15 protein-coding genes and 1 pseudogene are annotated in these 21,729 nt (G+C 60.6%); 9 read left to right on the top strand and 7 right to left on the bottom strand.

All coding sequences use genetic code 11. The features are described from left to right. Positions 1-84 precede the first annotated feature (84 nt). Positions 85-1,401: a gluconate transporter gene (gntT, locus tag ACUTSC_RS20835; protein ID WP_443016441.1), complete on the top strand. Its 1,317-nt coding sequence runs from the start codon at positions 85-87 to the stop codon at positions 1,399-1,401. A 101-nt stretch (positions 1,402-1,502) separates the two neighbouring features. Beyond that, positions 1,503-2,030, top strand: a complete 528-nt coding sequence (gene gntK, locus ACUTSC_RS20830; RefSeq protein WP_033649350.1) for a gluconokinase — start codon at positions 1,503-1,505, stop codon at positions 2,028-2,030. Between the two features lie 30 nt (positions 2,031-2,060). Here the strand turns inward: gntK and ACUTSC_RS20825 are convergent, their stop codons facing one another. Next, entirely contained in the window at positions 2,061-2,654 is a 594-nt protein-coding gene (locus ACUTSC_RS20825) for a YhgN family NAAT transporter (protein WP_033654449.1), read from the bottom strand. A gap of 193 nt (positions 2,655-2,847) precedes the next feature. Between ACUTSC_RS20825 and asd the strand changes: the two genes are divergently transcribed. The 6 genes and pseudogenes from asd (at position 2,848) to glgP (ending at position 14,004) form a co-directional block, all read left to right on the top strand. Next, on the top strand, positions 2,848-3,951 hold the full coding sequence (gene asd / locus ACUTSC_RS20820; protein ID WP_197768551.1) for an aspartate-semialdehyde dehydrogenase: 1,104 nt from the start codon (positions 2,848-2,850) through the stop codon (positions 3,949-3,951). 443 nt (positions 3,952-4,394) lie between these two features. After that, positions 4,395-6,581, top strand: coding sequence for a 1,4-alpha-glucan branching protein GlgB (gene glgB / locus ACUTSC_RS20815; protein ID WP_197768550.1), 2,187 nt, complete (start codon positions 4,395-4,397; stop codon positions 6,579-6,581). Beyond that, positions 6,578-8,560: a glycogen debranching protein GlgX gene (gene glgX / locus ACUTSC_RS20810; protein ID WP_197768549.1), complete on the top strand. Its 1,983-nt coding sequence runs from the start codon at positions 6,578-6,580 to the stop codon at positions 8,558-8,560. Before glgB ends, glgX begins: the two co-directional genes overlap by 4 nt. Positions 8,561-8,575: 15 nt before the next feature. After that, on the top strand, positions 8,576-9,853 hold the full coding sequence (gene glgC, locus ACUTSC_RS20805; protein ID WP_197768548.1) for a glucose-1-phosphate adenylyltransferase: 1,278 nt from the start codon (positions 8,576-8,578) through the stop codon (positions 9,851-9,853). Between the two features lie 135 nt (positions 9,854-9,988). Beyond that, positions 9,989-11,419, top strand: a complete 1,431-nt coding sequence (gene glgA, locus ACUTSC_RS20800; protein WP_197768547.1) for a glycogen synthase GlgA — start codon at positions 9,989-9,991, stop codon at positions 11,417-11,419. A gap of 141 nt (positions 11,420-11,560) precedes the next feature. Then, positions 11,561-14,004: pseudogene (gene glgP, locus ACUTSC_RS20795) on the top strand (glycogen phosphorylase). A gap of 59 nt (positions 14,005-14,063) precedes the next feature. On the opposite strand, the gene glpD reads toward glgP, so the two are convergent. The 6 genes from glpD to ulaG form a co-directional block, all read right to left on the bottom strand. After that, complete coding sequence (gene glpD, locus ACUTSC_RS20790; RefSeq protein WP_107227978.1) at positions 14,064-15,572, bottom strand: glycerol-3-phosphate dehydrogenase; 1,509 nt, start codon at positions 15,570-15,572, stop codon at positions 14,064-14,066. A gap of 244 nt (positions 15,573-15,816) precedes the next feature. Continuing rightward, positions 15,817-16,575 (bottom strand): DeoR/GlpR family transcriptional regulator, encoded by a 759-nt coding sequence (locus ACUTSC_RS20785; RefSeq protein WP_004930797.1) that lies wholly within the window; start codon positions 16,573-16,575, stop codon positions 15,817-15,819. Positions 16,576-16,625: 50 nt separating this feature from the next. Then, positions 16,626-17,462 (bottom strand): rhomboid family intramembrane serine protease GlpG, encoded by an 837-nt coding sequence (glpG, locus tag ACUTSC_RS20780; RefSeq protein WP_197768546.1) that lies wholly within the window; start codon positions 17,460-17,462, stop codon positions 16,626-16,628. Between the two features lie 171 nt (positions 17,463-17,633). Next, entirely contained in the window at positions 17,634-17,960 is a 327-nt protein-coding gene (gene glpE, locus ACUTSC_RS20775; RefSeq protein ID WP_004930790.1) for a thiosulfate sulfurtransferase GlpE, read from the bottom strand. Positions 17,961-18,044: 84 nt separating this feature from the next. Next, entirely contained in the window at positions 18,045-18,800 is a 756-nt protein-coding gene (gene ulaR, locus ACUTSC_RS20770; RefSeq protein ID WP_197768545.1) for an HTH-type transcriptional regulator UlaR, read from the bottom strand. Between the two features lie 112 nt (positions 18,801-18,912). Next, positions 18,913-19,977: an L-ascorbate 6-phosphate lactonase gene (ulaG, locus tag ACUTSC_RS20765; protein ID WP_073532364.1), complete on the bottom strand. Its 1,065-nt coding sequence runs from the start codon at positions 19,975-19,977 to the stop codon at positions 18,913-18,915. 354 nt (positions 19,978-20,331) lie between these two features. Here ulaG and ulaA point away from each other — a divergent pair, with 354 nt between their 5' ends. Beyond that, positions 20,332-21,729, top strand: a complete 1,398-nt coding sequence (ulaA, locus tag ACUTSC_RS20760) for a PTS ascorbate transporter subunit IIC (RefSeq protein ID WP_197768544.1) — start codon at positions 20,332-20,334, stop codon at positions 21,727-21,729.

Genomic DNA, 21,729 nt, shown 5'->3' with positions numbered 1-21,729 from the left:
ACCGGGACAGAGCCTAAAAATAAAACAACCGCACGCTTTACGCCTATCGTAAAGAGAGTCGCGATAAAAGGTTGGAGAAAAATTATGCCATTAGTGATTGTTGCAGGCGGCGTAGCGCTGCTGCTGCTGCTGATGATCCGCTTCAAGCTGAACGGCTTTATCTCTCTGGTGCTGGTTGCTCTGGCGGTCGGGATCGCACAGGGTATGCCGGTCGATAAAGTCATCGGCTCCATCAAGGCCGGCGTGGGCGGCACGTTGGGCAGCCTGGCGCTGATCATGGGCTTCGGCGCCATGCTCGGCAAACTGCTGGCGGACTGCGGCGGCGCGCAGCGCATCGCCACCACGCTGATCAACAAGTTCGGCAGAAAACACATTCAATGGGCGGTGGTGCTGACCGGCTTCACCGTCGGCTTCGCGCTGTTCTACGAAGTGGGCTTCGTGCTGCTGCTGCCGCTGGTGTTCACCATCGCCGCCTCCGCGCGCATCCCGCTGCTGTACGTCGGCGTGCCGATGGCCGCCGCGCTGTCGGTGACCCACGGCTTCCTGCCGCCGCACCCAGGCCCGACGGCCATCGCCACCATCTTCCATGCCGACATGGGTAAAACCCTGTTGTACGGCACGCTGCTGGCGATCCCGACGGTGATCCTGGCCGGCCCGGTTTATGCCCGCTTCCTGAAAGGCATCGACAAGCCGGTGCCGGAAGGCCTGTACAACCCGAAAACCTTTACCGAAGCAGAGATGCCGAGCTTTGGCGTCAGCGTCGCCACGTCGCTGGTGCCGGTGATCCTGATGGCGTTGCGCGCGGTGGCTGAAATGGTGTTGCCGAAGGGCCACAGCCTGCTGCGCTTCGCCGAGTTCTTCGGCGACCCGGTGATGGCGACCCTGATCGCCGTGCTGATCGCTATCTTCACCTTCGGCCTGAACCGCGGCCGCACCATGGATGAAGTGATGGGTACCATCACCGACTCGATTAAAATCATCGCCATGATGCTGTTGATCATCGGCGGCGGCGGCGCCTTCAAACAGGTGCTGGTGGACAGCGGCGTCGAGCAGTACATCGCCGGCCTGATGGAAGGCAGCAACGTTTCGCCGATCCTGATGGCCTGGTCGATCGCCGCCGCGCTGCGTCTGGCGCTGGGTTCCGCCACCGTGGCGGCGATCACCGCCGGCGGCATCGTCGCCCCGCTGATCGCCACCACCGGCGTCAGCCCTGAGCTGATGGTGATTGCGGTCGGTTCCGGCAGCGTTATCTTCTCGCACGTTAACGATCCGGGCTTCTGGCTGTTCAAGGAGTACTTCAACCTGAGCATCATGGAAACCATCAAATCCTGGTCGGTGCTGGAAACCATCATCTCGGTGTGTGGCCTGGTGGGCTGCCTGCTGCTGGCGACGGTCGTATAATCGTTATCCGACGCCCTGCGGGGCGTCGGCGTTCCAGAGTATCTTTATCAGTTGGGACGCATTTGGCGCGCTCGCGCCAGTTCCCATAAGGGCATGACACAATGAGTAATCCGCAGAATCACGTATTTATCCTGATGGGGGTGTCCGGCAGCGGTAAATCCGCCGTGGCCAGCGCCGTCGCCCGTGAAGCCGATGCCGCCATGCTGGACGGCGATTACCTGCACCCGCGCGCCAACATCAACAAAATGGCCGCCGGACATGCGCTGGACGACAACGATCGCGCTCCGTGGCTGGCTGCGCTCAACGACGCCATCTTCGCCATGCAACGCACCAATCCGGTGTCGCTGCTGGTGTGTTCGGCGCTGAAAAAAAGCTATCGCGACCGCCTGCGCGAAGGCAATCGCAACCTGCATTTCCTCTACCTGAAAGGGGATAAAACGGTGATTGAGGAGCGCCTGAAACAGCGCAAAGGCCACTTCTTCAAACCGCAGATGCTGGTTTCGCAGTTCGCCACGCTGGAAGAGCCGGGCGAGCAGGAGCCGGATGTGCAGGCGATCGACATCAACCAGCCGCTGGACGGCGTGGTTGCCGATACGCTCGCCTGCATCAACCGCATCACCGCCCGCTAAGCGCGGGCCGTCGTCGGCGCCGCCAGGCGCCTACAGCTTCATGTAAGCCCGTATGCCGTCCAGGAACATCTGGGTCGACAGCATCACCAGAATCAGCCCCATCAACCGTTCCAGCGCGCTGACGCCTTTGCTGCCCAGCAGGCGCAGGAACAGGTTCGACATCAGCAAAATGGCCGCAGAGAGGCCCCAGGCGATCAACAGCGCCGCCACCAGATGGGGCAGCTGATGCGGATACTGGTGCGACAGCAGCATCAGCGCCGCCAGAATCGACGGCCCGGCCACCAGCGGGATCGCCAGCGGCACCAGGAACGGCTCCTCGCCGGCGGACAGCCCGGAGCTGTTCCCCTCCTGCGTGGGGAAAATCATCTTGATGGCGATCAGAAACAGAATGATGCCGCCGGAAATGGAGACGGTTTCGGTACGCAGGTTGAGGAACGCCAGAATTTTTTCGCCGGCGAACAGGAAGATCAGCATCAGCAGCAGGGCGATCAGCAGCTCGCGGATCAGCACCACCCGGCGCCTGCGCGGCTCCAGGTGCTTGAGCACCGACATGAAAATCGGCAGATTGCCCAGCGGATCCATAATTAAAAACAGCAATACCGTAGCGGAAATCATCTCTGTCATGGTGACCTCGTGATCGGGAAAACGCCTCGGCCTTTTCGGCCGCGTCCTTGCCTATAAGAAGGATTGCTGGGAAATCCCCAGCCATCGAATAAATTCACTTTGCGCCCGCGCCGACATTTTGTAAGGTGAGGAGATATTGCACACAACTCGTTATCACCTACATAAGCCCTTATCCGGGCGGGACACAGATATTATGAAAAACGTTGGTTTCATCGGTTGGCGCGGAATGGTCGGCTCGGTTCTCATGCAACGCATGACGGAAGAGCGCGATTTCGACGCCATTCGCCCGGTCTTTTTCTCCACCTCGCAGCACGGTTCCGCCGCGCCGTCCTTCGGCGGCCAGCAGGGCACGCTGCAGGATGCGTATGACATCGACGCGCTGAGCGCGCTCGATATCATTATTACCTGTCAGGGCGGCGATTATACCAACGAAGTTTATCCTAAGCTGCGCGCCAGCGGTTGGCAGGGGTACTGGATTGACGCGGCCTCTTCGCTGCGCATGCAGGACGATGCCATCATCATCCTGGATCCGGTCAACCACGCGGTGATTCAGCAGGGCCTGGACAAAGGCATCAAAACCTTCGTCGGCGGCAACTGCACCGTCAGCCTGATGCTGATGTCGCTCGGCGGTCTGTTCGCCAACGATCTGGTGGAGTGGGCGTCGGTCGCCACTTACCAGGCGGCTTCCGGCGGCGGCGCGCGCCACATGCGCGAACTGCTGACCCAGATGGGTATGCTGCATGCCGACGTGGCGAAGGAGCTGCAGGACCCGGCTTCCGCCATTTTGGATATCGAGCGCAAGGTGACCGAGGCCACCCGCAGCGGCAAACTGCCGACCGATAACTTCGGCGTGCCGCTGGCCGGCAGCCTGATCCCGTGGATCGACAAGCAACTCGATAACGGCCAGAGCCGTGAAGAGTGGAAAGGCCAGGCGGAAACCAACAAGATTCTGAACACCGGCAGCGTGATCCCGGTCGATGGTCTGTGCGTGCGCGTCGGCGCGCTGCGTTGCCACAGCCAGGCGTTCACCCTGAAGCTGAAAAAAGACGTGTCGCTGCCGGAAATCGAGCAGATGCTGGCGACCCACAACGACTGGGTGCGCGTGATCCCGAACGACCGCGAGCTGACCATGCGCGAACTGACGCCGGCGGCGGTGACCGGTACGCTGAATACGCCGGTCGGCCGTCTGCGCAAGCTGAATATGGGGCCGGAGTACCTGTCGGCGTTCACCGTGGGCGACCAGCTGCTGTGGGGCGCGGCCGAGCCGCTGCGCCGCATGCTGCGCATCCTGCTATAAACCCTTGCTTTCAGGGGGCTGGCTGTTTTCAGCCCCCTAAAGCCTTATTTTCCGCTTTTTTGTTCGCCGCGCACCGCGTCGGGCAACGTCATCCCAAGCCTCGTTTCACCGGGCTCTACCCCGTATATCTCCTCGTCGGCCGCCGCATGCAGAAGCCGCCGGGCTGGCAGTTTTCTTAATGAAGAATTTTCCTGAGCAATGCTGAGCAGTTTTTAACAGACATTGGCTATGCTTAACGCATGGGCGAACAATTTTTCACCATGACTGAAATATTTCAAAAAATAAGCATAAAGAGCGAAATTCAGGTCGGCAGAGTAAAGATTGGTCAATAACCGACCGCAATCACGCTTTGGATACCGAATGCATTGCATGATGACCAAAACGGCCAAGGAATAACCAACAAGCCGTGCTTAGATCATGCTGTTAATCTAAGGAAGAAGACTATGCCTGTACTTCCCGATCGTGACGTGATTGATCAGATCATCTCCGGCCATTACGCCGACCCCTTTGCTCTGCTTGGCATGCATGTGACCGATAACGGTCTGCAGGTGCGCGCGCTGCTGCCGGACGCCGGCGCTGTCTGGCTGGTGGAACAGCAAACCGGCCGGCGGCTGGTGCAGTTGAACTGCGACGATCCGCGCGGCTTCTTCAGCGCCGTGGTGCCGCGGCGCAAAAATCCTTTCCGCTATCAGCTGCAGGTCAGCTGGCGCGATCACCAACAGACTGTCGAGGATCCCTATCGGTTCGGCCCGCTGCTGCAGGATATCGACAGCTGGCTGCTGGCCGAGGGCACGCACCTGCGCCCCTATGAACGCCTGGGGGCTCACCTCGCCACGCTGGATGACGTCGACGGCGTCAGCTTTGCCGTTTGGGCGCCCAACGCCCAGCGCGTCTCGGTGGTGGGGGAGTTCAACTTCTGGGACGGCCGCCGCCATCCGATGCGTCTGCGGCGTGAAAACGGCATCTGGGAGCTGTTCCTGCCCGGCGTGCGGGCCGGCCAGTTGTACAAATATGAAATCGTCGATTGCTACGGCAATACCCAACTGAAAGCCGATCCTTACGCCTTCGAGGCGCAGATGCGCCCGGACACCGCCTCGCTGGTGGCGCCGCTGCCGGAGGTGGTGCCGTCGACGCAGGCGCGCCGCCGCGCCAACGATTTTGATCAGCCGATCGCCATCTACGAGGTGCATCTCGGCTCATGGCGCCGCCACACCGATAACCACTTCTGGCTCAGCTACGGCGAGCTGGCGGTGCAGCTTATCGACTATGTGAAGGACATGGGATTCACCCATATCGAGCTGCTGCCGATCAACGAGCACCCGTTCGACGGCAGCTGGGGCTACCAGCCGCTGGGGCTGTATGCACCGACCCGGCGCTTCGGCACGCCGGCCGATTTCAGGGCGTTCGTGGCGGCGGCGCATGAGGCGGGCATCAACGTGATCCTCGACTGGGTGCCGGGGCACTTCCCGAGCGATGCCTACGGCCTGGCGAATTTCGACGGCACCGCGCTGTACGAATACGCCGATCCGCGCGAGGGCTACCACCAGGACTGGAATACGCTGATCTACAACTACGGCCGCCACGAGGTGCGCAACTACCTGGCGGGCAACGCGCTGTATTGGCTGGAGCGCTTCGGCATCGACGCGCTGCGGGTCGATGCGGTGGCGTCGATGATCTATCGCGACTACAGCCGCGCCGACGGCGAGTGGGTGCCGAATTACTACGGCGGCAACGAGAACCTGGAGGCGATCGCCTTCCTGCGTTATACCAACCAGACTATCGGCCAGGCGCAGCCGGGCGCGGTGACGCTGGCGGAGGAGTCCACCGACTACCCCGGCGTCACCCTGCCGCCGGACGCCAACGGTCTGGGGTTCCACTACAAATGGAACCTCGGCTGGATGCACGACACGCTCAATTACATGAAGTGCGATCCGGTGCACCGTAAGTATCACCACAACCAGATGACCTTCGGCATGCTGTATGCCTATACCGAGAACTTCGTGTTGCCTATCTCGCACGATGAAGTGGTGCACGGCAAAAAATCGATCCTCGACCGCATGCCGGGCGACGCCTGGCAAAAGTTCGCCAACCTGCGCGCCTACTACGGGTTTATGTGGGCGCATCCGGGCAAAAAGCTGCTGTTTATGGGCTGCGAGTTTGCGCAGGGGCGCGAGTGGAATTTCGATACCAGCCTCGACTGGCATTTGCTGGAGGGGTTGGATAACTGGCACAACGGCGTGCAGCGGCTGGTGCGCGATCTGAACCATTGCTACCGGCAGCAGGCGCCGCTGTACGAGCGTGACTACCGCCCGGACGGCTTCGAGTGGCTGGTGGTTGACGATCACGACAATTCGGTGTTCGCCTTCGCGCGCTACGATTCGCAGGGCAATGAGCTGATCGCCATCAGCAACTTTACCCCGGTGCCGCGCTACCGCTACCGCATCGGCCTCTCGCGCGCCGGCGGCTACCGCGAGATCCTCAATACCGATTCGCACCACTATCATGGCAGCAACGCCGGCAATCAGGGGCGGGTCTCTTCCGAAGCGGTCGGCAGCCACGGCCGCGACTTTTCCATCTGCGTGACGCTGCCGCCGCTGGCGACCATTTATCTGCTGCGGGAGGCGTCATGACGGAGCTGACGGCCGGCCTCGCCGCGCCGCTGGGCGCCCATTACGACGGCGAAGGCATCAACTTTACCCTGTATTCGGCGCACGCCGAGCGGGTGGAACTGTGCCTGTTCGACGGCCAGCAGCGCGAGGTGCGCCTGCCGCTGCCGGCGCGCAGCGGCGATATCTGGCATGGCTATTTGCCGGGCGGCAGGCCGGGGCAACGTTACGGTTTCCGGGTCTACGGCCCGTTCGACCCGGCGAGCGGGCAGCGTTTCAACCCCAACAAGCTGGCGCTCGATCCGGCCGCGCGCGCGGTGGAAGGGCCGGTGGCGGACCACCCGCACCTGCACGGCGGTTACGATCGGCCGGATCCGCACGACAGCGCCGAGCTGATGCCGAAATGCGTGGTGGTGGACGAAGGCTACGACTGGCAGGACGATCGCCCGCCCGCCACACCATGGGGGCAGACGGTGATTTACGAAGCGCACGTGCGCGGCCTGACGCTGCTGCACCCGAAAATCCCGCCGGCGCTGCGCGGCAGTTTCGCCGCGCTGGGGCACCCGGTGATGATCGCCCACTTCAAACGCCTCGGCATCACCGCGCTGGAACTGCTGCCGGTGCAGCAGCATACCTCCGAACCGCGCCTGCAGCGGCTGGGGCTGATCAACTACTGGGGCTATAACGTGCTGGCGCCCTATGCGCCGGACAACCGCTACGCCAGCCTGAGCACCGAGTGCACGCCGCTGAACGAATTTCGCGATGCGGTCAAGGCGCTGCACCAAGCCGGCATCGAGGTGATCCTGGATGTGGTGTTCAACCACAGCGCCGAGCTGGACAGGGACGGGCCGATGCTGTCGCTGAGCGGCATCGATAACCTGAGCTACTACTGGCTGACGCCGGAGGGTGACTACGTCAACGACACCGGCTGCGGCAACACCCTGCGATTGGATCAGCCGCAGGGCGTGGCCTGGGTGATGGATTGCCTGCGTTTTTGGGTGCGGGAGTGCCACATCGACGGTTTCCGTTTCGATCTGGGCAGCGTGCTCGGCCGCACGCCGGGGTTCGATCGCGATGCGCCGCTGTTCCAGGCGATGCTGGCGGACGATGTGCTGTCGCGCTGCAAGCTGATCGCCGAACCCTGGGACGTTGGCCCCGGCGGTTATCAGGTGGGGGCGTTCCCCGGCCGCTTCGCCGAATGGAACGACCATTACCGCGACGACATGCGCCGTTTCTGGCTGCAGAGCGGCGTGTCGCTCGGCCAGTTCGCCCGGCGTTTTGCCGCCTCCAGCGATGTGTACAACCAGCGCGGGCGAGCGCCATACGCCACCGTCAACATGCTGACCGCCCATGACGGCTTCACCCTGCAGGACGTGGTCAGCTTCAACGAGAAACACAACCAGCCGAACGGCGAAGGCAACCGCGACGGCAGCGATCGTAATTTCAGCAACAACCACGGTGTGGAAGGCCTGGTCGCCGACGACGCCATTGTGCAACGCCGCAGGGCCAGCCAGCGGGCGATGCTCGCCACGCTGTTGCTGTCCCAGGGAACGCCGATGCTGCTGGCCGGCGATGAACAGGGACACAGCCAGCAGGGGAACAACAACGCCTATTGTCAGGACAACGCCACCACCTGGCTCGACTGGTCCACGGCGGATGACGCGCTGACCGATTACGTCGCGGCCCTGATCGCGCTGCGCCGCCAGATCCCCGCGTTGCAACAGGATCGCTGGTGGCAGCAGGACGATGGCAGCGTGCAGTGGCTGAACGCGCAAGGCCAGCCGCTCGACGCGCAGCAGTGGGAGCAGGGCGATCTGCTCATGCAGATCCTGCTGTCGCAGCGCTGGCTGCTGCTGGTCAACGCCACGCCGCAAACGGTGGAGATGAGGTTGCCGGAAGGCGATTGGCAGGTTGTCGCTCCGTTCACTCAGGAAGGCTCACGGGCGGTGTTACCCGCCTGGCACCAGGACGCGCGCTCGCTTTGCGTTCTGGTACGGAAATAATAAAAGGAGTCCGCTATGGTTAGGTTTGAAAATAAAGACCCCCTGATGTTGGCGCGCCAGTTGCCGATTAAATCCGTAGCGCTGATCCTGGCCGGCGGCCGCGGCTCGCGTCTGAAAGATTTGACCTCCACCCGCGCCAAGCCCGCCGTCCACTTTGGCGGCAAGTTCCGCATCATCGATTTCGCCCTGTCGAACTGCCTGAACTCCGGCATCCGCCGCATCGGCGTGATCACCCAATACCAGTCGCACACGCTGGTACAGCACATTCAGCGCGGCTGGTCGTTCCTCAACGAAGAGATGAACGAGTTCGTCGACCTGCTGCCGGCCCAGCAGCGCCTCAGCACCGAACATTGGTACAAGGGCACCGCCGACGCGGTGTACCAGAACCTGGATATCATCCGCCGCTATGAGGCCGAATACGTGGTGATCCTGGCGGGCGACCATATCTACAAGATGGATTACTCGCGCATGCTGATCGACCACGTCGAGAAAGGTGCCCAGTGCACCGTGGCCTGCCTGCCGGTGCCGCGCAGCGAGGCCGGCGAATTCGGCGTGATGAAAGTGGATGAAAGCGACCGCATCATCGAGTTCCTGGAGAAACCCGCCGATCCGCCGGCGATGCCGGGCAACCCGGATATGTCGCTGGCCAGCATGGGCATCTATATTTTTAATGCCGCCTACCTGTTCCAGTTGCTGGAAGAGGATATGTCGACCCCCGGCTCCAGCCACGATTTCGGTAAGGATCTGATCCCGAAAATCACCACGCAACAGGCGGCGTGGGCGCATCCGTTTACCTTGTCCTGCGTGACGTCCAATCCCGATCTGCCGCCGTACTGGCGCGACGTGGGCACGCTGGACGCCTATTGGCGCGCCAACCTCGATCTGGCGTCGGTGACGCCGGAGCTGGACATGTACGACCGCGCCTGGCCGATCCGCACCCACATGGAGCCGCTGCCGCCGGCCAAGTTCGTGCAGGATCGCTCCGGCAGCCACGGCATGACCATGAACTCGCTGGTGTCCGGCGGTTGCATCGTGTCCGGGTCGGTGGTGGTGCATTCGGTGCTGTTCCCGCGCGTGCGAGTGAACTCGTTCTGCACCATCGACTCTACCGTATTGTTGCCGGACGTGAACGTCGGCCGTTCCTGCCGCCTGCGGCGCTGCATCATCGACCGCGCCTGCCACATTCCGGAGGGCATGGTGATCGGGGAAAACGCCGATGAGGACAGCAAGCGCTTTTATCGCTCGGAAGGCGGCATCGTGCTGGTGACGCGCGAAATGTTGTCAAAATTGTGAGTTAACGTGGGCGGCAGAACGATAGCCTGCCGCCTGATGAACGGTTCGATGGCTTGCGCAACGCGGCACGCATAACAGCGGCAAGCCTGCTTTATTTCTTATCCAGAGGCCTTCGGCCGACTTTCAGGAGTGATAATGCAGGTCTTACACGTATGTTCTGAAATGTTCCCCCTGCTGAAAACGGGCGGACTCGCAGACGTGGTTGGCGCGTTGCCGGCGGCGCAAATCGCCGAAGGCGCCGATGTTCGGGTGCTATTGCCCGCTTTCCCTGACGTACGCAACGGCATCCTCGACACCTCGCTGGTGGCGGAAATCGACTCGTTCGCCGGCCGGGTCGGCCTGCGTTACGGCACCTATCATGGCGTGGGCATCTATCTCATCGATGCGCCCTGGCTGTATGACCGGCCGGGCAGCCCGTACCACGATCAATCCATGTACGCCTACCCCGACAACCACCGCCGCTTTGCGCTGCTGGGCTGGATGGCCTGCGAGCTGGCCAAGGGGCTGGATCGCTACTGGCGCCCGCAGCTGGTGCACGCCCACGACTGGCACGCCGGCCTGAGCTGCGCCTATCTGGCCGCCAACGGCCACCCGGCGCGTTCGGTGTTCACCGTACACAACCTGGCCTATCAGGGGCTGTTTTCCGGCCATCACGTGACCGAGCTGTGGCTGCCGGCGTCGTTTTACGACGTTTATGGCCTGGAGTTCTACGGCCAGATGTCGTTCCTCAAGGCCGGGCTGTTTTATGCCGACCACGTGACCGCCGTCAGCCCGACCTATGCGCGCGAGATCACCCGGCCGGAGTTCGGCTATGGCATGGAGGGGCTGCTGCAGGAGCGGCAGCGGCAGGGCAAGCTGAGCGGCATCCTCAACGGGGTGGACGACAAGATTTGGGATCCGGCCCACGACCCGCGGCTGAGTGCCCGCTACGACGCCGACGATCTGAAAAGCAAGGTCAAAAACAAGCTGCATCTGCAAAAGGCCATGGGGCTGAAGGTGGACGAATCGCTGCCGGTGTTCGCGGTAGTGAGCCGATTGACCAGCCAAAAAGGTCTGGACCTGGTGCTGCAGGCATTGCCTGAACTGCTGGCGCAGGGTGGGCAGTTGGCGCTGCTGGGCGCCGGCGATGCGGTGCTGCAACAGGCGTTTCTGGCCGCCGCCGCCGATTATCCCGAGCAGGTAGGGGTGCAGATCGGCTATCACGAATCCTTCTCCCACCGCATCATCGGCGGCGCCGACGTGATTCTGGTGCCGAGCCGCTTCGAGCCCTGCGGCCTGACGCAGCTCTACGGCCTGAAATACGGCACGCTGCCGCTGGTGCGCCGCACCGGTGGGCTGGCGGACACGGTGGTGGACTGCGCGCTGGAGAACCTGGCCGACGGCACCGCCAGCGGCTTCGTGTTCGACGATTGCGACGCCGTTGCGCTGGGCAACGCCATCCGCCGCGCCATGGTGCTGTGGAGCCGGCCGAAACACTGGCGCCACGTTCAGCGCCACGCCATGAGCGTGGACTTCGGCTGGCCGGTGGCGGCAAAAGAGTATTTATCGCTTTATCAACGCTTGTAGCCCGCGTTTCGCGTCTCGGGTTGACGCACGGCGGGCAGCCATAAGGGTAGATTGTCGGGGCGCGGCGTACCGCGTCCATGTTCAGCGGGGCCAGCTATTCCGCGGCGAATGGCTGGGCTCCCTACAAGGGATTAAAAAGCCATGACTTCACCGTTTAGTTACACCTCACCTACGGTCAGTGTGGAAGCGCTGAAACACTCCATCGCCTATAAGCTGATGTTTATCGTCGGCAAGGATCCGGCCATCGCCAACCGGCACGACTGGCTGAACGCCGTGCTGTTCGCGGTGCGCGATCGCATGGTTGAACGCTGGCTGCGTTCCAACCGCGCCCAGTTGTCTCAAGACGTGCGGCAGGTGTATTACCTGTCGATGGAGTTCCTGATTGGTCGCACGCTGTCGAACGCGCTGCTGTCGATGGGCATCTATCAGGATATCGACAACGCGCTGAACGAGATGGGGCTGAACCTGGCGGAGCTGCTGGAGGAAGAGAACGATCCCGGGCTCGGTAACGGCGGTCTGGGCCGCCTGGCGGCCTGCTTCCTCGACTCGCTGGCGACGCTGGCGCTGCCGGGGCGCGGCTACGGCATTCGCTACGAGTACGGCATGTTCAAGCAGAACATCGTCAACGGCCAGCAGATGGAATCGCCGGACTACTGGCTGGAGTACGGTAATCCGTGGGAGTTTCCGCGTCATAACACCCGCTACAAGGTGCGCTTCGGCGGCCGCGTGCAGCAGGAGGGCGCCAAGGCGCGCTGGCTCGAGACCGAAGAGGTCGTGGCCATCGCCTACGATCAGGTGATCCCCGGTTTCGACACCGATGCAACACCCTGCGGTTGTGGGGCGCGCAGGCCAGTAACGAGATCAACCTCGGCAAGTTCAACCAGGGCGATTACTTCGCGGCGGTGGAAGATAAAAACCACTCGGAGAACGTGTCGCGCGTGCTGTATCCGGACGACTCGACCTCCTCCGGGCGTGAGCTGCGGCTGCGGCAGGAGTATTTCCTGGTGTCGGCCACGGTGCAGGATATTCTCAATCGCCATTGGCTGATGCACAAAACCTTCGACAACCTGGCGGACAAGATCGCCATTCACCTCAACGACACCCACCCGGTATTGTCGATTCCCGAGCTGATGCACCGGCTGATCGACGAGCACAAATTCAAGTGGCTCGACGCCTGGGAAGTGGTGGAGCAGGTGTTTTCCTACACCAACCACACGCTGATGAGCGAGGCGCTGGAGACCTGGCCGCTGGACATGATTGGCCGCATCTTGCCGCGCCATCTGCAGCTGATTTTCGAAATCAACGATCACTTCCTCAAGATGGTGCAGGAGGTGGCGCCGGGCGACAACGACCTGCTGGCGCGGGTCTCGATCATCGACGAAACCAACGGCCGCCGGGTGCGCATGGCGTGGCTGGCGGTGGTGGCCAGCCACAAGGTCAACGGCGTTTCCGCCCTGCATTCCGAACTGATGGTGCAGTCGCTGTTCGCCGACTTCGCCCGGCTGTTCCCCAATCGTTTCTGCAACAAAACCAACGGGGTGACGCCGCGCCGTTGGCTGGCGCTGGCTAACCCGCCGCTGGCGGCGGTGTTGGACGACTGCATCGGCCAGACCTGGCGCACCGACCTCAGCCAACTGAGCGAGATCAAAGCCAACGTCGATTACCCGAGTTTCCTGCAGGCGGTGCAGCGCGCCAAGCGGCAGAACAAGGAGCGGCTGGCGCTGTACATCGCCAAAACGCTCAACGTGGTGGTCAACCCGGATGCGCTGTTCGACGTGCAGATCAAGCGCATCCACGAGTACAAACGGCAGTTGCTCAACGTGCTGCACGTCATCACGCTGTATAACCGTCTGCTGGACGATCCGGAGATCGAGCGCGTGCCGCGGGTGGTGATCTTCGCCGGCAAGGCGGCGTCGGCCTACTATGCCGCCAAGCAGATCATCCGCTTGATCAACGACGTGGCCAAAGTGATCAACAACGATCCGCGCGTGCATACCCAGCTGAAGGTGGTGTTCATTCCGAACTACGGCGTCAGCTTGGCGCAGATCATTATCCCGGCGGCGGATCTGTCGGAACAGATCTCGCTGGCGGGCACCGAGGCCTCGGGCACCAGCAACATGAAGTTCGCGCTGAACGGCGCGCTGACCATCGGTACGCTGGACGGTGCCAACGTCGAGATGCGCGAGCACGTGGGGGAGGAGAATATCTTTATCTTCGGCAATACCGCCGAGCAGGTCGAGGAACTGCGCCGCAATGGTTACAACCCGCGGCAGTACTATGAGCAAGACCCTGAGCTGCATCAGGCGCTGACGCAGATCGCCACCGGCGTGTTCAGCCCGGAAGAGCCGAAACGCTATGGCAATTTGTTCGACTCGCTGGTCAATCTCGGCGATCACTATCAGCTGTTGGCGGATTACCGCAGCTATGTGGACACGCAGGACAAGGTGGACGAGGTGTATCTCAATCAGGACGAGTGGACGCGGCGTGCGGTGCTGAATATCGCCAACATGGGCTACTTCTCCTCCGATCGCACCATTCAGGAATACGCGGACGAAATCTGGCACATTCAGCCGGTGAAGCTGTAAAGCGGGAGAGGAAAAAAGCAAAGGGCCGGATAACCGGCCCTTTTTCGTTACGCTGTGGCTCAGGAAGCCAGAGACAGCGCTTTCGTTTTCGCGTGTTCTGCCAGCCAGGCTTGCACTCGCGCCTGCTGCGCTTCGTCCAGCCACATGCCCAGCTTGGTGCGGCGCCAGATGGCGTCGGCCAGTTCTACGACCCACTCTTTCTCGGTCAGGTAGCGCAGTTCGGCTTCATACAGACCGTGGCCGAAATCTTCGCCCAGATCGGCGAGGCCGTTGGCGCCGGCCAGGATCAGTTCGCTCTGGCTGCCGTAGGTACGGGCATAGCGGCGCGCCAGGGCTTCCGGCAGCCAGCCGTGTGCACGGCGCAGTTTGGCCGCGTAGCCGTCGCGATCGCCGCCGATGTCACCGCCTGGCAGCGTGGCGTTTTTGGTCCACGCCGGGCCGCAGCCTGGGTAGTAGTGGGCCAGTTTTTCCATCGCATGTTCGGCCAGCTTGCGGTACGTGGTCAGCTTGCCGCCGAAGACCGACAGCAGCGGCGCCTTGCCTTGTTCGTCGTGCACGTCCAGCGTGTAATCGCGGGTGATCGCCTGCGGTGAATCGGATTCGTCGTCGCACAGCGGACGCACGCCGGAGTAGGTCCAGACGATGTCGTCGCGGCCCAGCTGCTTCTTGAAGTGATCGTTGTACACTTTCAGCAGATAAGCGATTTCGTTCTCGTCGATCTTCACGTCTTTCGGATCGCCTTTGTACTCCACGTCGGTGGTGCCGATGATGGAGAACTCGTCATTCCACGGGATCACGAACACGATGCGGTGGTCTTCGTTCTGCAGAATGTAAGACTGCGGCTGATCGTGCACGCGCGGCACCACGATGTGGCTACCTTTGATCAGGCGGATGCCGTAAGGCGATTTCAGCTTCAGGCCGTCGTCGAAGAAGTTTTTCACCCACGGGCCGGTGGCGTTCACCAGGCCTTTGGCGCGCCAGGTGAAGGTTTTGCCGCTGTCGATATCGACCGCTTCCACCATCCACAGGCCGTTTTCGCGCCATGCGCGGGTTACTTTGGTGCGGGTGCGCACTTCGCCGCCGCGTTTTTCCACTTCCTGCGCGTTCAGCACCACCAGGCGTGCATCGTCGACCCAGCAGTCGGAATATTCGAAACCGCGCTTCAGTTCAGGCTTCAGCACCGACTCTGGTCCAAAGCGCAAACCCTTGCTGCCCGGCAGGCTGGTGCGTTTGCCCAGGTGATCGTACAGGAACAGGCCGATACGGATCATCCAGGCCGGACGCAGGTGCGGCTGGTGCGGCAGGCGGAAGCGCATCGGGAACGCGATGTGCGGCGCCAGCTTCAGCAGCACTTCACGCTCGGCCAGCGCTTCGCTCACTAGGCGGAATTCGTAGTGTTCCAGGTAGCGCAGGCCACCGTGGATCAGTTTGGAACTGGCGGAAGACGTAGCACAGGCCAAGTCTTGCGCTTCCAGTAGCAGTACCGACAGCCCGCGCCCGGCAGCATCCGCCGCGATGCCGGCACCGTTGATGCCGCCACCGATAACGATCAAGTCTTTGGTTTCCACGTCAACTTCCTCCAGATGTTCGAAATAGCTCTTTCATGTTCGTTTTCGCTCATGATTGTAATCAAAAACCAACAAGCAAGCCAAGACTTAACCAAACAAAAACATTTAGGCGTGATAGAGGTAACAGTTTGGTGATGATAGTCACATAAATGATGTGGACATGGCACGAGCGCGCAAACGGCTGTCGATAAGAGGGCGAGGGCGGGAAACGGGGCGGCGGCGCGCCCCGCAGGTTAACAGCGGATCAGCACAGCTCCAGCTGCACGTCGTACTGCTCGATGATTTTCATCACGCTCGGCGGCGGCAGCTGATCGGTAAACAGGTAGTCGATCAGATTCATGTTGCCCAGGTTGACCATGGCGTTGCGGCCGAATTTGGAGTGGTCGGTGACCAGCATCACGCAGCGGGAATTTTCGATAATCGCGCGTTTGGTGCGCACTTCATGATAGTCGAATTCGAGCAGCGAGCCGTCCATATCGATGCCGCTGATGCCGAGAATGCCGTAATCGAGGCGGAATTGGGAGATGAAGTCCAGGGTGGCTTCGCCCATGATGCCGCCGTCGCGGGTGCGCACTTCGCCGCCGGCCAGGATCAGGCGGAAGTCTTCCTTGGCGGTCAGCAGGGTGGCGACGTTGAGGTTGTTGGTGACCACGCGCAGGTTCTTGTGGTTCATCAGCGCATGGGCCACCGCTTCCGGCGTGGTGCCGATATCGATGAACAGCGTGGCGCCGTCCGGGATCTGGCTGGCGACGCGCTGCGCGATGCGGGCTTTCTCTTCCGACCACATCACCTTGCGATCGTTATAGGCAGCGTTGACCGAGCTGGAAGGCAGCGCCGCGCCGCCGTGGTGACGCTGGATCTTGTTCTGGTCGGCCAGGTCATTCAAATCGCGGCGAATCGTTTGCGGGCTGACGTCAAAATGTTCCACCAGCTCTTCCGTGCTGACGTAACCCTGCAGGCGCACCAGCTCGATAATTGCGTCATGACGCTGTGTTTGCTTCACGATAATCCCCTAAAACGCCCGCTATGCCCGCTGGGCACAGCTCCCGGCTGTTATTGTTCGTTGTGTGCGCGATGACGCGTATCCCAAAATGCCATCAATAACCCTAACACTAAACCGGCTACGTGTGCCGCGTTGGCGATCGACATTCCTAAAATATCGAAATATCCGGCCACCAGCCACAGCACCGAGAACACCATCAGGCCGCGCGGCAGCATCAGGCCGCGCTCCGGCGCCCGTTCACCCGTCAGCCACACATAGCCCATCAGCGCATAGACCACGCCCGACAGCCCGCCGAACAGCGCGCCGCTGAACAGCGATTGCGCCCAGCCGCTAAAGAAGGCTGACACCACCGCCAGCACGAACAGCTTGCCGACGCCCAGGCGTTTTTCCATCTGGCCGCCGAGATACCACCACCACATCAGGTTAAACAGGATATGCAGCAGGGAGAAATGCAGGAACGCATGGCTGACCCAGCGCCACAGCTGCGTGTATTGGCTGCTGTCCTGCGGCCAGGAGAGCCAGTACATCACGGTGTCGTCGCCCAGCGCCTGCATCAGGATGTAGACCGCGATGCACAGCACCATCACGCCGAGCGTCAGCGGCCCGGCCTTGCTGCGTAGGGTGTGCAGGTAGGATTCGCTCTGATAGTGCAGGCCGGCGTCGGTCTGGCCGGTCTGCCAGCTGGCGGCCTGATAACGGCGGTTGAGCGGATCGGCCAGAAACTGCTGCAGCTCGTGTTGCACCTGTTCGAGGTGGCCGTCGTCGGCCAGCCAGATTTCCGCCGCCTCGCCGCTGTTGCGCAGTTCAAGCCGGATGCCCTGGGTCGCCATATAGTCGACAAAGGCCAGCGCCAGGCGCGGGTTGGATATGGCGATTACTCTAACCATTGCTCTTCCGTCGTAAGTGAATGATTTTGGCCGCGGCTTGCTCGCCGGCGACCCTGACGGTCGATTATAACGTCGAAATCCTGAGCGCTGGCAAACGGATCTGCGAAAAACCCGCGAAAACGCGCACAAAAATGAAGGGGAAGCCCGCCGGCGCACGGCGGGCGGCGGGGATCAGGCAGAGGTTTCCACGTCTTGCGGATACTGACGGGCCCAGGCCTCGAAGCCGCCGTCGATGCTGTAGACCGCGTCGAACCCCTGGTGCAGCAGATACTGCGCCGCGCTGCGGCTGCTGTTGCCGTGGTAGCACATCACCATCACCGGCCGCTCGAAGTCGTTTTGCTGCATAAAGGCCGACAGGGTGGCGTTGGTGAGGTGAAAGGCGCCCGGCGTATGCCCGGCTTCAAAACTTTGCGGATCGCGGATGTCGACCAGGGCGGCGCTGCCCTCTTTCCAGCGGGTGTACGCCTGCTCAACGTTGATCGCTTCGAACTGTTCCATACTGCTGACTGCCTCGTAATTGGGGGACGCCGCTATTGTAACCAACTCGGCGGCGTTTAAGACCAGAGCAAGGGTGTGGTTTTGTCACACCAGCAGGACTTCAACACCTTGTTGACGCAGTTGTTCAACGATCGCCGGATCGGCGGCTCGGCCTGTGATCACCATGGCGATTTGCTCGGTGCGGCTAAACAGCATGCCGGCGCGTTGGCCGACTTTGCTGCTGTCGACCAGCACCACCAGTTTACCGACGTAGTTGAGCATCTTTTGCTCCGCCATGGCGGTCAGCATATCCGTTTTATACAAACCCTCGGCGGTAAGGCTGATACCGCTGGTGAACATCCAGTGCCCGGCGTACAGAGTCGCGTCGCCGTCCTGAGGCGCCAGGGTAATCGACTGAGTTTTGTTGTACTGGCCACCCATGATCACCACGCTGTCATGGTCCTGTTCGATCAGATAGTTGGCCAGCGGCAGGTAATTGGTGATCACCTGAACCGGCTTGCCGCAAATTTCACGCCCCAGCAGAAATGCAGTGGAACCGCAGTTGATCACCACGCTTTCGCCCGGCTGACAGAGTTGCGCCGCCGCTGCCGCGATGCGCATTTTTTCGTCGAGATGCTGGGTCTGGTGGATGTTGAGCGGCGTCCAGGTCGGGCGCGGGGTTTGCGTGGCTTCGGCGCCGTTGCGCACTTTGCGCAATTTGCCAATTTCATTCAGTTTGTTGATGTCCCGGCGCGCGGTGGCCGGAGAGATGTCAAACGCCGCGATCACGTCCGCCACGGAGATTTGCCCCTTGCGATGCAAGAGATCGAGAATGGCATTGTGGCGTTGGGACTCTGTCATGCGGGCTCCATCAGGGTGAGAAGAACGTCGTTGCCTTCGATTATATGCGCGCCGTTTGACGATTTGAATCATTGCCGTTCAAAAGCGCGCATCAGTATGCAACACCGGTTGATTACAAGAAAGACTTGAAGGGCAGGTCGGGTTCCTGGGTGAAACAATCATCGAACCCGCGCGGATAGTGATATTCCAGATTGTCTTTGTCCTGTGGCCAGATGAACTTGCCGCCAACTTGCCAGATAAACGGTTTGAAACCGTACTTGAGCCGGTCCTTTTTCATATCCCACAACACGCGGATCTCCTGCGGATCTGCCTGGAAATTCGACCAAATATCGTGGTGGAAGGGGATCACGACCTGGGCGTTCAACGACTCCGCCATACGCAAGATGTCGGCGCTGGTCATCTTGTCGGTAATGCCGCGTGGGTTCTCGCCGTAGGAGCCGAGGGCGACATCAATGTGGTGATCGTTGCCGTGCTTGGCGTAATAGTTGGAGTAGTGAGAATCGCCGCTGTGATAAAGGTTGCCGCCCGGCGTTTTGAACAGGTAATTGACCGCACGCAGGTCCATGCCGTCCGGCAGTACGCCCGCGGCCTTTTGTTCCACCGGCAATGTGATCAGCGCCGTGCGATCGAAAGCATCCAGCGCATGAATTTCGACGTCTTTGATTTTTATCACGTCGCCAGGTTTGACGGTGATGCAGCGTGCTGGCGGCACGCCCCAGCCGATCCAGATATCCACGCAGCTTTTCGGCCCGATAAACGGGACGGTGTCTGGACAGTTCTGCAACACGGCCGCCGCGACGTTCACATCGATATGATCGTTGTGATCGTGCGTGGCCAACACGGCGTCGAGCTGGGTGATGGCGAACGGGTCGAGTACGAATGGGGTGGTGCGCAGGTTCGGCTGCAGCTTCCGCACCCCGGCCATGCGCTGCATTTGATGGCCGGTTTTCATCAGCGGATTGCCGTGGCTCTGCTTGCCGGTGCCGCACCAAAAATCGACGCACAGGTTGGCGCCTTCTTCAGACTTGAGCCAGATGCCGGTGCAGCCCAGCCACCACATGGCGAAGGTGCCGGGCGCGACTTCCTCCTGCTCTATCTCTTCGTTCAGCCAGGTGCCCCATTCGGGAAAGGTGTTCAATATCCAGGACTCGCGGGTGATGTCGTTGACTTTACTCATGGGTCTTTCCTCATTGGCGGTGATGGTGAAATCACAAGTAATCACATTAAGATCTTATGTGATTTATTTTGATTGAATCTAGCATCGTTTTTTTCAACTGACAACGATCTTAATTCACGTTAACGCCGCCTTATTCGCGCATTTCTCTGCCCTTGGCCCTTATGTTTCTCCTGGTTACTGCTATTAAATTCAATAGGTAATAAAATGTGTGTTGCCTAATTCATTGAATGTTAGTGGAATTGATTTTTATCTTGCGAGGTTGTTCACAAATAATCATTTATGATCTTTTTGTGATTGTTGGTGATTGATATGGTGAGGGCGTTACCTGCACGCCAACCTTTCCGGGAGAGCCGTATGGAAACCCTTTACACCATCTTCACCGTCTTTTTTAACCAGGTGATGACCAATGCGCCGCTGCTGCTGGGGCTGGTTACACTGCTGGGTTACACGTTGCTGCGCAAAAGCGCGGCGGTCATCATCAAAGGCACTATCAAGACCATTATCGGTTTCATGTTATTGCAGGCCGGCTCCGGCATCCTGACCGGCACGTTCAAACCCGTTGTGGCGAAATTGTCTGAGGTATACGGCATCAACGGGGCGATTTCGGACACCTATGCTTCGATGATGGCCACCATCGAACGTATGGGGGACGCCTACAGCTGGGTCGGCTACGCGGTATTGCTGGCATTGGCGCTGAACATTCTCTACGTACTGCTGCGGCGTATTACCGGTATTCGTACCATTATGCTCACCGGCCACATCATGTTTCAGCAGGTTGGGCTGATCGCGGTATTTTTCTACATTCTGGGTTACGGCATGTGGACGACGGTATTGTGCAGCGCGCTCTTGGCTTCACTGTACTGGGGCATCACCTCCAACATGATGTTCAAACCGACGCAGGCGGTAACGGAAAACAGCGGCTTCTCGATCGGGCACCAACAGCAGTTCGCTTCGTGGCTGGCATACAAGGCCGCACCGTATCTCGGTAAAAAAGAGGACAGCGTGGAAGATCTGAAGCTGCCCGGGTGGCTGAACATTTTCCATGACAACATCGTGTCCACCGCCATCGTGATGACGCTGTTTTTCGGCATCATTCTGTGCTCGTTCGGCCTGGACACTCTGCAGGCGATGGCCGGTAAAACTCACTGGAGCATCTATATCCTGCAAACCGGGCTGATGTTCGCGGTGGCGATTTTCATCATCGTGCAGGGCGTGCGCATGTTCGTCGCCGAATTGACCGAGGCCTTTAACGGCATATCCCAGCGTCTGATCCCCGGCGCGGTACTGGCCATCGACTGTGCCGCCATTTATAGCTTCGCGCCCAACGCCGTGGTGTGGGGTTTTATGTGGGGTACCATCGGCCAACTGATCGCCGTCGGCATACTGTTGGCGCTCGGCTCTTCCATCATGATCATTCCCGGTTTCATTCCCATGTTCTTTTCTAACGCCACCATCGGCGTATTCGCTAACCACTTCGGCGGCTGGCGCGCGGCGATGAAGATCTGTCTGGTGATGGGAATGATAGAGATCTTCGGCTGCGTGTGGGCCATCAAACTGACCGGGCTAAGCGCCTGGATGGGCATGGCGGACTGGTCGATTCTGGCGCCGCCGCTGATGCAGGGGCTGAGTCTGGGCCTGTGGTTTATGGGTGTGGTGATCGTTATCGCCCTAATGTACATGTTCTTCGCCGGACGCACCCTGCGTGCGGAAGAAGATGCTGAAAAACAATCGGTTGAACCGGCGTCACGTTAA

It is taken from the genome of Serratia sp. TSA_105.2, from assembly GCF_052692115.1.
This window is presented reverse-complemented; position numbering and strand designations above follow the sequence as displayed.

Coding starts and splice junctions, on each gene's coding strand:
- gntT (WP_443016441.1), top strand. CDS start 85: ATGCCATTAGTGATTGTTGCAGGCGGCGTAGCGCTGCTGCTGCTGCTG.
- gntK (WP_033649350.1), top strand. CDS start 1,503: ATGAGTAATCCGCAGAATCACGTATTTATCCTGATGGGGGTGTCCGGC.
- ACUTSC_RS20825 (WP_033654449.1), bottom strand. CDS start 2,654: ATGACAGAGATGATTTCCGCTACGGTATTGCTGTTTTTAATTATGGAT.
- asd (WP_197768551.1), top strand. CDS start 2,848: ATGAAAAACGTTGGTTTCATCGGTTGGCGCGGAATGGTCGGCTCGGTT.
- glgB (WP_197768550.1), top strand. CDS start 4,395: ATGCCTGTACTTCCCGATCGTGACGTGATTGATCAGATCATCTCCGGC.
- glgX (WP_197768549.1), top strand. CDS start 6,578: ATGACGGAGCTGACGGCCGGCCTCGCCGCGCCGCTGGGCGCCCATTAC.
- glgC (WP_197768548.1), top strand. CDS start 8,576: ATGGTTAGGTTTGAAAATAAAGACCCCCTGATGTTGGCGCGCCAGTTG.
- glgA (WP_197768547.1), top strand. CDS start 9,989: ATGCAGGTCTTACACGTATGTTCTGAAATGTTCCCCCTGCTGAAAACG.
- glpG (WP_197768546.1), bottom strand. CDS start 17,462: ATGGTTAGAGTAATCGCCATATCCAACCCGCGCCTGGCGCTGGCCTTT.
- glpE (WP_004930790.1), bottom strand. CDS start 17,960: ATGGAACAGTTCGAAGCGATCAACGTTGAGCAGGCGTACACCCGCTGG.
- ulaR (WP_197768545.1), bottom strand. CDS start 18,800: ATGACAGAGTCCCAACGCCACAATGCCATTCTCGATCTCTTGCATCGC.
- ulaG (WP_073532364.1), bottom strand. CDS start 19,977: ATGAGTAAAGTCAACGACATCACCCGCGAGTCCTGGATATTGAACACC.
- ulaA (WP_197768544.1), top strand. CDS start 20,332: ATGGAAACCCTTTACACCATCTTCACCGTCTTTTTTAACCAGGTGATG.